This window comes from Phenylobacterium sp. (genome assembly GCF_035309685.1).
In the GTDB taxonomy this organism is placed as follows: Bacteria; Pseudomonadota; Alphaproteobacteria; order Caulobacterales; family Caulobacteraceae; genus Phenylobacterium.
Genome location: NZ_DATGEX010000064.1, coordinates 196,427 through 209,313, shown reverse-complemented (window position 1 = coordinate 209,313; position 12,887 = coordinate 196,427). Strand labels below are relative to the sequence as shown.

Here is a 12,887-nt window from a genome sequence, read left to right as displayed (position 1 = left end):
TCATGGCACGTCGACCACGAAGCGGGTGCCGCGCGCCGCCAAAAGTGAGGTCGGCGTCTTCACCTTCATCTGGTCCTTGTTTTCCTTGGCGATCTGGCCCGAGACGATGGCCAGGGAGCCGCGGTCGACCTGGGTCAGCGAACTCCCCTTGTGGGTCGTGTCATCGAACTCGAACTCGGCCAGCGAGACGTGCGCGTTGGGCCCGACGGCGAAGCGGCTGTTGTCGATGAAGGTGACGCCGATCCGCCCGTCCTTGCCGGTGGTCAGCACGTCCTTGACGCTCAGCGTCGCGCCCGGTGTGGCGGGCAGCGTCTGGGCGCCGCGCACGATGTTCGCCTGTCCGACGACCGTCTTGATGCGTCCGATGTCCGCCGCCAGCGCCTGCGTCGACACAGCCGCCGCGATCAGCAATCCTGCTGCGAAGAGTTTCACGATGCATAGCCCCCAAACCCCTAAGGCTTAACCATAGCTCAGCGGCCGACCCATTCCGACTCCCATCCCGTCGCAGGCGAAAAGGCCGCGGCCGCGCGCCTGGCGGTGGGCGACCGGGCCGTGGCGCGGACGATCGCGTTTGCGCGGCGGTTCGCCGAGACCGCGCGCCTGTCGCAGGACGCCGCGGACCAACTGGTGGTGATCGTCGAGGAGTGGGCGGCCAATATCGTCGAGCACGGCGGCGCCGCGCCGACCAGCCTGATCGTCCTGCGCCTGCAAAGGGAAGGGGCCGCCACGCGCATCACCTTCACCGACGCCGGCGTCGCCTTCGATCCGCGGACCGCACAGGACCAGGGGCCGAACCTGGAGCGCGGCGGCGGGGCCGGGATCGCGCTGATCCGCTCCTGGTGCGACATCGAGGCCTATGAGCGCCGCGCCGGGCGCAACCGCCTCGTGCTCAGATCGAGAAGCTGACGCCGCAGCCGCAGCTGGACCTGGCGTTGGGATTGCGGACGCGGAACTCGGCGCCGGCCAGTTCGTCCACGAAGTCGATCTCCGAACCCTTCAGGAGCACGAACGACATCTCGTCGACCAGGGCCGCGGCCCCGTCGCGCTCGACCCGGAAGTCGTCGGGGTTTTCGTCTTCCACCAGATCGAACTGGTATTGGAAGCCCGAGCAGCCGCCGCCCTCCACCGCCACCCGCAGCATCAGCGCCCTGCCTTCAGCCTTGCCGATGGCGTGGATGCGCTGGGCGGCCGATGGGGAAAGGGTGAGTTCTGCTGAAGTCATGTGAGTTAGGAGAATGAAACGCCTGGACTATATGAGGACGCCAACGGCTTCGACCAAGAGGCTGCCTTATAGATGGATTTGATGGCCGCCACGATCCCTCCCCATTCTTCCCTCGTAGAACGGGCCGCCTATGCCGAGGACCCGTCGAAGTCCCGGGGGCGCAAGGTCGCCGAGCCCGAGAGCCTGACGCGCACGCCCTTCGCCCGCGACCGCGACCGGATCATCCACGCCACGGCTTTCCGAAGGCTGAAGGAGAAGACCCAGGTCTTCGTGGCCCACGAGGGCGACCACTTCCGCACCCGCCTGACCCACAGCCTGGAGGTGGCGCAGATCGCGCGGTCGCTCGCCACCGCGCTCGGCCTCGACGCCGACCTCGCCGAGACCATCGCGCTGGCCCACGATCTCGGCCATCCGCCGTTCGGCCACGCCGGCGAGGACGAGCTGCAGGTGCAGATGGCGAACCACGGCGGCTTCGACCACAATGTGCAGACCTTCCGGGTGGTCACCAAGCTGGAGCGCCGCTATCCGCGCTTCGAAGGCCTGAACCTGACCTGGGAGACCCTGGAAGGGATCATCAAGCACAACGGCCCAGTGACCGATAAGCTCGAGAAGCCGTCCTGGAGCGCCATCGCCGAGTTCGACGCCGACTACGGCCTGCGGCTCGACGGCTGGGCCTCGGCCGAGGCGCAGGTGGCCGCGCTCGCCGACGACATCGCCTACAACAACCACGACGTGGACGACGGGGTGCAGGCCGGGCTCTTCAACCTGGACGAACTGCGCGCGATCCCGCTGATCGGGCCGCATGTGAAGAGCGCCGTGGCCGACTATCCGGACGTGGATGTCGGCATCCTGCGCCTGGAGGCCGTGCGCCGGATGATCGGGGCCATGGTCGCCGACGTGCTGGCCGAAACCCGCCGCCGCGCCGCCGCCGACAAGGTGGGCTCAGCCGAGGACGTGCGCGTCCTGGGCCATGCGCTGGTTGCCTTTTCCCGCGACATGGCTGAGGACCTCTCGGTCCTGCGCGGCTTCCTGATGGACCGCATGTACCGCCACTGGAAGGTCAACCGCACCCGCAGCCAGGCGCGCCGCATGCTGGGCGAGATGTTCCAGCTGTTCCTGGCGCAGCCCGACGTGCTCCCCGCCGAATGGTACGCCCGCACCCAGGGCCGCGGCGAGGCCGGCAAGGCCCGCGTGGTCTGCGACTACATCGCCGGCATGACCGACCGCTACGCCATCCAGGAACACCGCAACCTGTTCAACCTGGACGCCCTGCACTAGCGATCGCTGCGGCCATATCCTCGGCCGGCCCTCGTGCGGGCGCCTCAATTCCAGCCATCGGAGTCCGTGGCGGTGAAAGACGATCTTGGGTCTTTCCAGGCCGCGTGTCGGGTGGCATGAGTCGTAGTCACGGTTGGGTAGAGTAGAGTGTTGGGGGGTAGAGTATGTTTTCGAGGACCTTCGCCGGCGTTGCGGCGAGTTGCTTGTTTCTGGCCTGCGTGGCCTTGGCTCAACCCGCGGCGGCGCAAGCGCATGGCGGGATCCGCATCGATAACCTTGATCCCGCGACGGGCGGAACGGCGACGGCGCGGGACGCTGTGGTCTGCACCTTTGGCCAAGCCTGCGACACGCCCGAGACCCTGAGCTATTCCTATACCCTGCCGGACGGCACGAGCAGCAACCAGCTCTATGTCTACGCCCAGGGCGTGATCGGGCTGGGATCGGCGGTTCACGTGGTGGATGGCCAGATCGTCAGCCCGGGCTACTATCTGGCGCCCGGTCTCGACCTGTCCCTGAACGCCTTCGTCCAGGAACAGACGATGCACACGCCGGAATCCATCGGGTTCAACTTCTACGTCGGCGATCCGGGCACGGGCGGCGTCTTCCAGGTTCTGTTCACCGACGGCCGCGATCCGCTCATCGGCGAACAGGAGATGTTGATCCACTTCGGGGCCGGCGACGACACCTCGGGCCAGGATCCCCGGGGCTCGTTCCCGGGCCTGGGCATCTCGCCGACAGCCTTCATCGGCTCGACCGGCATTGTGGACCTCAGCACCGGCCTTGGCGCGCTGGCGATCTGCGGGGACGGCGTTGGCGCGGACTGCGGCGATGCGCCGGCCTTCGACGACGGCGCCGGCCCCTATTCGTCAGGCGGCGGCGTGCCGGAGCCGGCGACCTGGGCGATGTTGCTGAGCGGTTTCGCACTGCTGGGCGGCGCGCTGCGCCGACGTCGCGGCGCCCTGGCCTGACGCGGCCGGCTCGGCGTACCTGGCGTGCGCTACTCGGCCTTCATCAGCTACAATCATCGGGATCGGAAAGCAGCCTCCTGGCTTCATCGGGCGTTGGAAACCTACCGCATTCCCAAGCGTCTGCAGGGACGCGAGGGCGCGCTCGGGGTGATCGGCTCGCGCCTGCCGCCGATCTTCCAGGACCGCGAGGAACTGGCCGCGTCGAGCGACCTGGCCGCCTCGGTGCGCGAGGCGCTCGAAAACGCCGCGACGCTCATTGTGATCTGCTCGCCCAATGCGGTGGCGTCGCGGTGGGTCAACGAGGAGATCCGCGCCTTCACGGCGCTGGGCCGGCGCGACCGCATTCAGTGCCTGATCGTCGGCGGCGAACCGCACGCGGCCAGCCGTCCCGGCGTCGATCCGGCGCTGGAATGCCTGCCGCCGGTCTTGTTCGAGGGCGGCGCGGGCGAGCCGCTTGCGTGCGACATCCGCCCCGGCCAGGACGACCGCTCATCGGCCAGGCTCAAGCTGCTGGCCGGCATATTGGGGGTCGGCTACGACGAATTGCGCCAGCGCGAACAGGCCCGCCGGCAGCGCCAGATGTTCGCCGCGGCCTCGGTGTCTTCCGTGGGCTTCCTGGTGATGTCGGGCCTGACGGCGTTCGCCCTGGTTTCGCGCAACGAGGCGATCCACCAGCGCGACATCGCCCGGCAGAAGACCTTGACCGCGGAGCGGACGGTCGGGTTCGTGAAGTCGCTCTTCGAGGTGGCCGACCCGTCGGAAGCGCGGGGCGACACCATCACCGCGCGAGAGATTCTCGATCGCGGGGCCCATGACCTCGACCAGGGGCTGGAGGGCGAGCCGACGGTGAAAGCCGAGCTCACGACCACGCTTGGGGAAGTCTACAACAAGCTGGGCCTGTTCCATGAGGGGGAGGCCACGGTGCGCAAGGCGCTGGCGCTCAAGGGCGTCGATCCGAGCACGGCGGCGCGCCAGTACACGATCCTGGGGGAGATCGAGGCCCGGCTCGGGGACTATCCGGCCGCGGCGAAGACCCAGGAACGGGCCCTGGCCCTGCTGAAAGGCCGCGGTCCCGAAGCCGCGGCGCTGATGCCGCGCGCCTGGAATGGCCTGGGCGCCGCCCAGGGGCGTCTGGGCGACTACGCCTCGGCCGAGAAGAACCTGCGGCGCGCTCTGCAGGCCGATATCCAACGGCTCGGCGACAGCCACGACGACGTCGCCCTGGATCTCGAAGGCCTGGGAGAAATCGAATTCTACAAGGGTGATCTGGCGGGCGCGCGCCGCGACGTCGAGCGGGCCATCGCCATCCGGTCGAAGACGCACGGCCCCCGCTACTGGGTTATTTCGGACGACCTGAACACCCTCGCCTCGATCGCCTACATGGCGCAGGACCGCGCCACGGCGGAGCTGGACTTCAGCCGCGCCTTGGCCGGCTATGAAGCGGTGCTGGGTCCCGACCATCCGCAGGTGGCCGGCGCGCTCAACAATCTCGCGCGCGTCGAGCTGGAGCAGCAATCCTTCGCCAAGGCCGAACCGCTGCTTCGGCGCGCCGTTGGCATCGATCTGGCAAAACGCGCCGACAGCGACGACCTGGCCTTCGAATATGCCAACCTGGCCATCGCCGAGCGTGGACTGGGAAGGCTGCAGGACGCCGACGACCTGTTCGCCAAGGCCGAGCGGGTGGCGCGGATCCACAAGCACCGCAATCTCGCGCCGATCCTGGTGGAGCGCGCGGAGATAGCTTGCGAGCGCGGCGCCTCGGCCCAGGGGTTCAGATTCCTCGGCGAGGCCGGGCCGATCATGAAGGCTGTGTACCCTGACGACGCCTGGCGGACGGCGTGGGTCGAGGCCGTGCGGGGAGACTGCCTGACGCGGGCCGGGCGTGTCCGCGAGGGCGCGCCGCTGCTCCGCGCCAACGCGGCGGTCATCAGCGCCCGCTGGGGCAAGACCACCCTATACGGCGGCCGCCTGCTGGCGATGCAGAAGAGAGCCGGCATGACCGACGGCTCCGGCGTCTCGCGGCCCTGACCGACCCGTCGCGGCGGTCCGTCACAGATACGACGGCAGCTCCCCGTAGAACTGCTCGACCCCGGTGGTGAGCGCGCTGACCATCTCGCGCTCGGCCTCGGTGGTGTAGGGGTTCCAGATGTCGAAGATCAGCACGGCGCGGGTGTCGTCGCTGTTGTTCCAGGCTTCGTGCTCGATGGTGTCGTCGAAGACGAAGGCCTTGCCGGGCTCCCACTCGCGGGTCTCCGCGCCGACCCTAAAGCCGCAGCCGGGCGGCACGATCAGCGGCAGGTGGCAGATCAGGCGGGCGTTGTTGACGCCGGTGTGCGGCGGGATGCGGGTCTTGGGCTCCAGGATCGAGAACACCGCCGTCGGCGCCGAGCCCGGCAGTTCGCACTTCGGCCAGGCCGAGAGCGCCGCCACGGTCTTGGGACAGCGGGCCATGTTGGCCTCGATCGCCTCGCCGGCCTTCCACAGGTAGAAGACGCCCCAGTCGCGGGAATTGTTCAGCGCCCGCCAGCGCGCGTCCGGCGTCTCCTGCCGCGCGATATAGGGCTCCAGCTGTTCGCGGCCCTGCGCCAGCACGCCGATCAGCTCTTCGCGGATGTCGCCGGTGGCCGCTTCGATGCTGTCCAGCCAGGGGAAGTCGCCGCGCTCGTAGAACTCGATGGCCGGCAGTTCAGGCAGGTAGAGGAAGGTCGGCTGCGGGCGATAGACGCGGCGCTTCTGCAGCAGCGTCGCCAGCGACTTGTCGAACCGGCTCAGCGACTGGTCGGCGTGGCGCGCGCGCAGGGCCTCCAGATGGCCGGCGAGGAAGGCTTCCAGTTCGCGGTTGTTGGCGTCCACCGCGGCCTTGGCCTGGGCCAGGATCGGGCGCATGTCCATGGGGATCTGCAGGTTCCGCGGGATCAGCTGCAGCGCCTTGCGGTAGGTCGCCGCCGCGGTGCGCGAGTCGCCGCGGCGCTCCTGCAAGGCGGCGGACTGCAGGAGCGCGCGCATGTTGGTCGGCTCCAGCAGCAGGGCCTTGGTGAGCGCCGCGTCCTCGTCCTCCGGGCGGCCGAGGTCGCGCAGCGCGGTCGCGTAGTTGAGCCACAGCGCACCCTCGTTGGGGCGCTCCTTCAGCGCCTGCTCCAGCACCGCGAGCGCGCCGGCCTTGTCGCCGGACATCAGCTTGCGCTTGCCGACCTCGTTAAGGACCATCGGGTGGTTGGGGTATTTCGTCTCCGCCTCGCGGGTCAGCCGCTCGGCGTCGTAGTGGCGGCCGGCCGACATCGCTTGCGACGCCGCATCGATAAGCTTGCGGACGTCCTTGTCTTCACTGGAAAGCATACTGCGGACGCCTCGCTTCTTCGGACGTTTGGCCGGCGGGGCCGACTGAGGATTGCGTGGCATGGGGTCCTAGTGAATTTTTATGGAATTCTTATGTCGCCGCTGACATGAACAGTTTCCGCAGCTTGGGCGTAGGCCAGGCCGGGACGGGAGGCAACGCCGGCGGCGGGACCCAGGCGCCGGCAGCGAGGTCCGCGGCCCCAATTCCGGCCCATCTCCCCCGAAGAGAAGCGACGGCCGCCCACAGAAATCGCCGCCCATGGGGTTGGTGGGCGGTTTTGGGGGCGCGCGCTCGGCTAGACTGTCGCCTCTAGCGCGCGATTCGGTCCGCCGACGCGCCTGTCTGCGGAGCCTTCGATGTCCGATCATGAGCGCGGCGCCTACACGCCTCCCACCGATGCGCCGTTGAGCTTCGACGCCCGCCAGCCGGTGCGCGGCGCGCGGCCGATGCCCTTCACCCTGATCATTTCGGTGCTGGTGCTGCTGGGCGTGGCGGCGGCGATCTTCGTCTTCTACCGCTCCGGCGTGCGCCAGGCGGGCCAGCCGCCGCAGGCCGTCGGCGCGCCGGTCAGCGCCATGAAGGCCCCGCCGCCCGCCGAGGCCCAGCCGCAGGATCCCGCCGCCGGCCTGCAGATCTACAAGACCGAGGGCGGCAAGGCCGCGTCCGGTCCCGCCGCCCCGACCTTCACGCCCGGCCCGGAACAGCCGCAGGCCCGCCCCGAGCCGGCCCAGCCCAAGGTCGTCGCCGCGCCGATCACGCCGGCCGCCCCGCCGCCCGCCGCCCCTTCCGCGGCCGGGACGCCGGCTCAGCCCGCGCCGACCCTCCGCCCGTCGATCCCGGCCCAGCCGCCGGCCGCCGCGACGCCGGCGCCTGCCGCCAAGGTCGAGCCGCCCGCGCCCAAGCCGGCGCCGAAGGCCGACAAAGCCCCCGCGCCGGCGCCTGCGAAACCCGCGCCGGCCAAGGCCGAACCCGCGAAGCCCGCCAAGGCCGAGGCCAAGCCCGAGCCCAAGGCCGTGACGCCCGCGCCCGCGAAGGCCGGCGCCGCCTTCGTCCAGATCGGTGCGGTGTCCTCAACGGCCCTGGCCGACAAGGCCTGGACGGACGCGGCGGCCATCGCGCCCGGCCTCGCGGCCGGCAAGGGCAAGAACGTCGAGAAGGTCGATGTGAACGGCAAGACCCTGTACCGCGTCCAGGTCACCGGCTTTGGCGACCGGGCCTCGGCCACCGCCTTCTGCGACAAGCTGAAGGCCGCCGGGAAAGCCTGCTTCGTCAAGTGAGCCCGCTTTTCAAATGAGTATTGGTGCGGCCATCCTGGGCTGTTCGGGCCCCGTCCTGACGCCGGAAGAGCGCACCTTCTTCCGGCGGGTGAAGCCCTGGGGCTTCGTCCTGTTCAAGCGCAATGTGGAAACGCCGGATCAGGTGCGGGCGCTGGTGGATGCGCTGCGCGACACGGTGGGCCGCGCCGACGCCCCGGTGCTGATCGACCAGGAGGGCGGCCGCGTACAGCGGTTAGGGCCCCCGCACTGGGGCCTCTATCCGCCCGGCCGCGCGTTTGGGACGCTCGGCGGCAACGACCCGCTGGTGCGCCGCGAGGTGACCAGGCTTGGCGCGCGGCTGATGGCACACGACCTGGCGGCGCTGGGCATCAACGTCGACTGCGTGCCGGTGCTCGACGTGCCCGACCCCAGCGGCCATGAGATCATCGGCGACCGGGCCTATGGCCTGACGCCGGACGAGGTGGCGACGCTCGGCCGCGCCGCCGCCGAGGGGCTGATCGCCGGCGGCGTCCTGCCGGTCATCAAGCACATCCCCGGCCACGGCCGCGCCATGGCTGACAGCCATCTGGAGCTGCCGGTGGTCGACGCAGGCTTCGACGACCTCGACGCCCGAGACTTCGCCCCGTTCCGCGTGCTCTCCGACATGCCCATGGCGATGACCGCCCATGTGATCTACACCGCCGTCGACCGCAAACGCCCGGCGACCACCTCCAAAAAGGTCATGCGCCGCGTCGTGCGCGGCGTGATCGGCTTCGACGGCCTGGTGATGAGCGACGACCTCTCCATGAAGGCGCTCTCCGGCGACTTCACCGAACGGGCCGAGATGAGCCGCGCGGCGGGCTGTGACGTCGTCCTGCACTGCAACGGATCGATGGCCGAGATGAAGGCGGTTGTGAAGGGCGCGGGCGAGCTGAAGGGGAAGGCCGCGGCGCGCGCCAAGGCGGCGCTCGCCAGGCTGGCGCGGGCGCCGGAACCGTTCGACGCGGGTGAGGCCCGGGCGCGGTTCGACGCCGCCTTCGACGGGAAGTTCGCCGCATGACCCTGCTTCGCCAAGGCTACGCAGGACTTGTCCTTCGAAGCTCCGTCAGGAGCGAAGTAGGATGAGCGAAGGCTTCCAGCCCAACCTTGACTTCAACGCCGTCGCCAATGCGGTCGAGGACGGCGAGGCGCTGATCGTCGACATCGATGGCTACGAAGGCCCGCTGCATGTGCTGCTGGCGCTGGCCCGCAGCCAGAAGGTCGACCTCCTGCAGCTGTCGATCCTGAAGCTGGCGGAGCAATACCTGGCCTTTGTGCAGCAGGCGCGGCGCGCGCAGTTCTCGCTGGCCGCCGACTATCTGGTGATGGCCTCCTGGCTCGCCTACCTGAAATCCCGCCTGCTGCTCCCCAAGCCCGAGCAGCCCCAGGCCGACGAGGCGCCGGCCGAGGAGATCGCCGCGCGGCTGGCCTTCCGGCTCGCCAAGCTCGACGCCATGCGCAACGCCGCCGAGGCGCTGCGCACCCGCCCGCAGTTCAAGCGCGACGTCTTCGGACGCGGCGATCCGGAAGCGATCAGGGTGATCCCGTCCGGCCGCATCGAGGGCGATCTCTACGGCCTGATGAGCGCCTACATCGCGCAACGCACCAAGGAAGCCAGCCGCACCTACACCCCGGCGCTCCCCAAGGCCTATCCGCTGGAGGAGGCGCGCGACCGCCTCCGCCGCCTGCTGCCCGAGCTCGACCGCTGGACGCCGCTCACCGGCGTCGCGCCGTTTGGACCCGAAGGGCAGGGACCGAGCCGCGCCTCCTATGTCGCTTCGACCCTTTCGGCGGGCCTGGAGCTGGTCAAGGAAGGCGCGCTGGAGGCCCGCCAGCTGGAGGCCTTCGCCGACATCTATCTGCGGACCAGGAAGGTGAAAGCGGCATGATGGGTCCGCGCTTGCAGATCGTCCGGGCAGAGTGTCCCTCCTCCCCTTGTGGGAGGAGGTGGCCTGCGGAGCAGGTCGGAGGTGGGGTTTCTCAGACTCGCCGAGCTAGCCGCGGCTCCCTCTCGCGCGGAGGGCGGAGCAAAACCCCACCTCCGTCAGCCCTCCGGCTGACACCTCCTCCCACAAGGGGAGGAGGGCCCCTGAAGGGAAGCATCCAACCATGAGCGACGCGGCCTACACCGAGCGCGAGGTCGAGGCCCTGCTGTTCGCCGCCGCCGGCCCCCTGAGCGACGCCGACCTCGCCAAGCGGCTGCCGGAGGGCGCGGACGTGGCGGGCGCCATCGCGGCCCTGCAGGCGCGCTATGCCGGCCGCGGCGTCGAGTTGGTGGCGGTGGCCGGGCGCTGGCGCTTCCAGACCGCCGCCGACCTTGCCTGGCTCATGACCGACGAACGGGAGGAACCGCGCAGGCTTTCCCGCGCAGCGCAGGAGACGCTGGCTATCATCGCCTACCACCAGCCGGTCACCCGCGCGGAGATCGAAGCGGTGCGCGGCGTGCAGGCCAGCAAGGGCACGCTGGACGTCCTGCTGGAGTTGGGCCTGGTGCGCATGCGCGGCCGCCGGCGCACGCCCGGCCGGCCGATCACCTACGGCACCACCGACGCCTTCCTGGAGCACTACGGCCTGGCCAGCGTCGGCGACCTGCCGGGCGCGGCCGAGATGCGCGCCGCGGGCCTCCTGTCGCTGGACCTCCCCGCCGACTTCGCGGTGCCGGACCCCAATGCGCTCGCCGCCGACGAGGACCCGCTGGACGACGGCGACGCCCCGCAGTTCCACACCGATTTCCTGGGCGAAGAGACCGCCTGATTGTCGCGTGGCGTGTTGCGCCGAGACCGATTATATAGCCGGTTGAACATCGCGGAGTCGGGGTCGGATCGGGCCGCGCGCGCTTCCAGGAGTTAGACTTTGGGCTCTTTCAGTATCTGGCATTGGCTGATCCTGCTGGCGATCGTCGCGCTGCTGTTCGGCGGCCGCGGCAAGCTCTCGGGCATCATGGGCGACGCCGCCAAGGGCATCCGGGCGTTCCGCGAGGGCCTGAAGGGCGAAGAGGAACAGGCTAAGGAGAAGGAAGAAGAACCTTCCAAGCCGCTGCCGAAGCCGGCCGCCAAGCCCGCGGCCCGCGCCAGCGCGCCCCGAACCGCAAAAGCGGGGACGACGAAGGCCAAGACGGCGGCGAAGCCGGCCGCCAAGCCCCGCGCCAAGACCAAGGCCTGAGCCGATCCGTCGGCCCGCTCGCGGTCTCCGTTTCCAACGCGCCTGAAACCGCGCTAAGCCCACGGCCATGTTTCCCGAAGGACGCCTGTTCGAGTTCCTGATCGCCGCCACCGTGGCGCTCATCGTTGTGGGTCCCAAGGACCTGCCGATCCTGCTGCGCAAGTTCGGGCAGTTCATGGCCAAGGTGCGCGCCATGGCCGCCGAGTTCCGCGCCAGCTTCGACGAGATGGCCCGCCAGTCGGAGCTCGACGAGTTGCGCAAGGAGGTCGAGGCCATGCGCAAGGGCCAGCTGGACGACATCGCCACCCATGCGCCCGAGATGAACCAGGCCTTCGACGAGATCAGCCAGGGCCTGTCGGACGTGGGCGTGTCGTTCAATTCGCCGGTCTACACGCCGGCGCAGACGGCCCACATCGAAGAGGCTCCCGCGCGCACGCCCCGGGTCCGCAAGACCGCGGCCAAGAAGGCGCCCGCCCAAAAGGCGCCGGCCAAGGCTGCCGCGGCGAAGAAGGCTGCGGCCCCAAAGGCCGTCGCCAAGGCCGCCGCCCCGAAAGCGCCCGCCAAGCCTGAGGCCGCGGCGCTCAAGCCGGCCGCCAAGCCCAAGGCGCCCGCCGCGAAGGCCGCGCCGGCCAAGCCCCGCGCCCGCAAGGCGGCCGTCTCGTGAGCGGCGCCCCGGACGAGGACGAAATCGAGGCGTCGCGCGCGCCGCTCCTGACCCATCTGGTGGAGCTGCGATCGCGGCTGATCGTCTGCGTGATCGCGCTCTTCGTGGCCTTCATCTTCTGCTTCGCCTTCTCGCAGCAGATTCTGATCATCATCGTGCACCCCTACACGGTGGCTCAGGGCCTGGCGGCGGTCCGCGCCAAGGCGCCGGCCGGCGGTTCGCACGGCTTCTTCGGCCCGATCGTCAGCGCCTGGACCGGCACCCGGGACATGTTCCTGGTGCTGGCCGGACAGATGGCGGAGCCGACGGCCAAGGCCGCGACCACCCTGATCTCGACCGCGCCCCTCGAGCTGTTCTTCACCAAGGTGAAGCTGGCGGCGGTCGGCGCGGTCGCGCTGAGCTTCCCGGTGCTGGGCGGCCAGATCTACGCCTTCGTGGCGCCGGGCCTCTACAAGCGCGAGCGCCGCGCCTTCCTGCCGTTCCTGATCGCCTCGCCGGTGCTGTTCGTGATCGGCGGGGCCATGGTCTACTACATGGTGCTGCCGTTCCTGATGTGGTTCGCGCTCAACCAGCAGATCAGCGCCGGGCCGATCTCCGTGCAGCTGATGTCGAAGATCTCCGAGTATTTCGACATGGTGACGACGCTGCTGCTGGCGTTCGGGCTCTGCTTCCAGCTGCCGGTGATCCTGACCCTGCTCGGCATGGCCGGCATCGTCAGCTCCAAGATGCTGATGGCCGGCTGGCGCTATGCGGTGGTCGGCGTCTTCCTGGTGGCCGCGATCATCACCCCGCCGGACCCGATCAGCCAGACCCTGCTGTCGATCCCGATCATCGGCCTCTATTTCATCTCCATGGGCTGCGTCTGGCTGATCGAGCGCCGCCGCAAGAAGGACGACGAGGCGGCGGCTTAATCCCCTGGGGGTTGGCCCGTCTGGCGGCGCGCTCTAGAGAAGGCCGCTTC

General features: G+C 69.7%; 13 protein-coding genes and 1 pseudogene. 11 read left to right on the top strand and 3 right to left on the bottom strand.

The genetic code is table 11. From position 1 onward, the window contains the following. Complete coding sequence (locus VKQ35_RS20000; RefSeq protein WP_324364484.1) at window positions 1-432, bottom strand: FecR family protein; 432 nt, start codon at window positions 430-432, stop codon at window positions 1-3. Window positions 433-552: 120 nt separating this feature from the next. Between VKQ35_RS20000 and VKQ35_RS19995 the strand changes: the two genes are divergently transcribed. Continuing rightward, complete coding sequence (locus VKQ35_RS19995) at window positions 553-906, top strand: ATP-binding protein (RefSeq protein ID WP_324364483.1); 354 nt, start codon at window positions 553-555, stop codon at window positions 904-906. Here VKQ35_RS19995 and erpA read toward each other — a convergent pair. After that, window positions 890-1,222 (bottom strand): iron-sulfur cluster insertion protein ErpA, encoded by a 333-nt coding sequence (gene erpA, locus VKQ35_RS19990; protein WP_324364482.1) that lies wholly within the window; start codon window positions 1,220-1,222, stop codon window positions 890-892. The two genes, VKQ35_RS19995 and erpA, sit on opposite strands and share 17 nt — an antisense overlap. 81 nt (window positions 1,223-1,303) lie before the next feature. On the opposite strand from erpA, the gene VKQ35_RS19985 reads away from it, so the two are divergent. The 3 genes from VKQ35_RS19985 (at window position 1,304) to VKQ35_RS19975 (ending at window position 5,496) form a co-directional block, all read left to right on the top strand. Next, on the top strand, window positions 1,304-2,500 hold the full coding sequence (locus VKQ35_RS19985) for a deoxyguanosinetriphosphate triphosphohydrolase (protein ID WP_324364481.1): 1,197 nt from the start codon (window positions 1,304-1,306) through the stop codon (window positions 2,498-2,500). Window positions 2,501-2,703: 203 nt separating this feature from the next. After that, the gene (locus tag VKQ35_RS19980; RefSeq protein ID WP_324364480.1) at window positions 2,704-3,468 is read left to right on the top strand and encodes a PEPxxWA-CTERM sorting domain-containing protein; all 765 of its coding nucleotides are present in this window, start codon (window positions 2,704-2,706) and stop codon (window positions 3,466-3,468) included. A gap of 24 nt (window positions 3,469-3,492) precedes the next feature. Then, window positions 3,493-5,496: a toll/interleukin-1 receptor domain-containing protein gene (locus VKQ35_RS19975; protein ID WP_324364479.1), complete on the top strand. Its 2,004-nt coding sequence runs from the start codon at window positions 3,493-3,495 to the stop codon at window positions 5,494-5,496. A 21-nt stretch (window positions 5,497-5,517) separates the two neighbouring features. Here the strand turns inward: VKQ35_RS19975 and VKQ35_RS19970 are convergent, their stop codons facing one another. Beyond that, complete coding sequence (locus VKQ35_RS19970; RefSeq protein WP_324364478.1) at window positions 5,518-6,804, bottom strand: aspartyl/asparaginyl beta-hydroxylase domain-containing protein; 1,287 nt, start codon at window positions 6,802-6,804, stop codon at window positions 5,518-5,520. Between the two features lie 357 nt (window positions 6,805-7,161). Here VKQ35_RS19970 and VKQ35_RS19965 point away from each other — a divergent pair, with 357 nt between their 5' ends. The 7 genes and pseudogenes from VKQ35_RS19965 (at window position 7,162) to tatC (ending at window position 12,837) form a co-directional block, all read left to right on the top strand. Further along, a complete protein-coding gene (locus VKQ35_RS19965) occupies window positions 7,162-8,082 on the top strand; it encodes an SPOR domain-containing protein (RefSeq protein ID WP_324364477.1) in 921 nt (306 codons plus the stop codon). Window positions 8,083-8,095: 13 nt separating this feature from the next. Then, the gene (nagZ, locus tag VKQ35_RS19960) at window positions 8,096-9,121 is read left to right on the top strand and encodes a beta-N-acetylhexosaminidase (RefSeq protein ID WP_324364476.1); all 1,026 of its coding nucleotides are present in this window, start codon (window positions 8,096-8,098) and stop codon (window positions 9,119-9,121) included. Window positions 9,122-9,182: 61 nt separating this feature from the next. Continuing rightward, complete coding sequence (locus VKQ35_RS19955; protein ID WP_324364475.1) at window positions 9,183-9,989, top strand: ScpA family protein; 807 nt, start codon at window positions 9,183-9,185, stop codon at window positions 9,987-9,989. A gap of 220 nt (window positions 9,990-10,209) precedes the next feature. Then, window positions 10,210-10,854 (top strand): SMC-Scp complex subunit ScpB, encoded by a 645-nt coding sequence (gene scpB / locus VKQ35_RS19950; RefSeq protein ID WP_324364474.1) that lies wholly within the window; start codon window positions 10,210-10,212, stop codon window positions 10,852-10,854. 99 nt (window positions 10,855-10,953) lie between these two features. Then, a pseudogene (locus VKQ35_RS19945) lies at window positions 10,954-11,169 on the top strand (twin-arginine translocase TatA/TatE family subunit); the annotation flags it as partial. Between the two features lie 160 nt (window positions 11,170-11,329). Continuing rightward, window positions 11,330-11,926 carry a Sec-independent protein translocase protein TatB gene (tatB, locus tag VKQ35_RS19940; RefSeq protein ID WP_324364472.1) on the top strand — a complete coding sequence of 199 codons (597 nt, stop codon included), beginning with the start codon at window positions 11,330-11,332 and terminating at the stop codon, window positions 11,924-11,926. After that, window positions 11,923-12,837, top strand: coding sequence for a twin-arginine translocase subunit TatC (gene tatC / locus VKQ35_RS19935; RefSeq protein ID WP_324364471.1), 915 nt, complete (start codon window positions 11,923-11,925; stop codon window positions 12,835-12,837). The genes tatB and tatC overlap by 4 nt, the downstream gene beginning before the upstream one ends. Window positions 12,838-12,887 lie beyond the last annotated feature (50 nt).

Coding starts and splice junctions, on each gene's coding strand:
- erpA (WP_324364482.1), bottom strand. CDS start 1,222: ATGACTTCAGCAGAACTCACCCTTTCCCCATCGGCCGCCCAGCGCATC.
- VKQ35_RS19985 (WP_324364481.1), top strand. CDS start 1,304: ATGGCCGCCACGATCCCTCCCCATTCTTCCCTCGTAGAACGGGCCGCC.
- VKQ35_RS19970 (WP_324364478.1), bottom strand. CDS start 6,804: ATGCTTTCCAGTGAAGACAAGGACGTCCGCAAGCTTATCGATGCGGCG.
- nagZ (WP_324364476.1), top strand. CDS start 8,096: ATGAGTATTGGTGCGGCCATCCTGGGCTGTTCGGGCCCCGTCCTGACG.
- VKQ35_RS19955 (WP_324364475.1), top strand. CDS start 9,183: ATGAGCGAAGGCTTCCAGCCCAACCTTGACTTCAACGCCGTCGCCAAT.
- VKQ35_RS19965 (WP_324364477.1), top strand. CDS start 7,162: ATGTCCGATCATGAGCGCGGCGCCTACACGCCTCCCACCGATGCGCCG.
- scpB (WP_324364474.1), top strand. CDS start 10,210: ATGAGCGACGCGGCCTACACCGAGCGCGAGGTCGAGGCCCTGCTGTTC.
- tatB (WP_324364472.1), top strand. CDS start 11,330: ATGTTTCCCGAAGGACGCCTGTTCGAGTTCCTGATCGCCGCCACCGTG.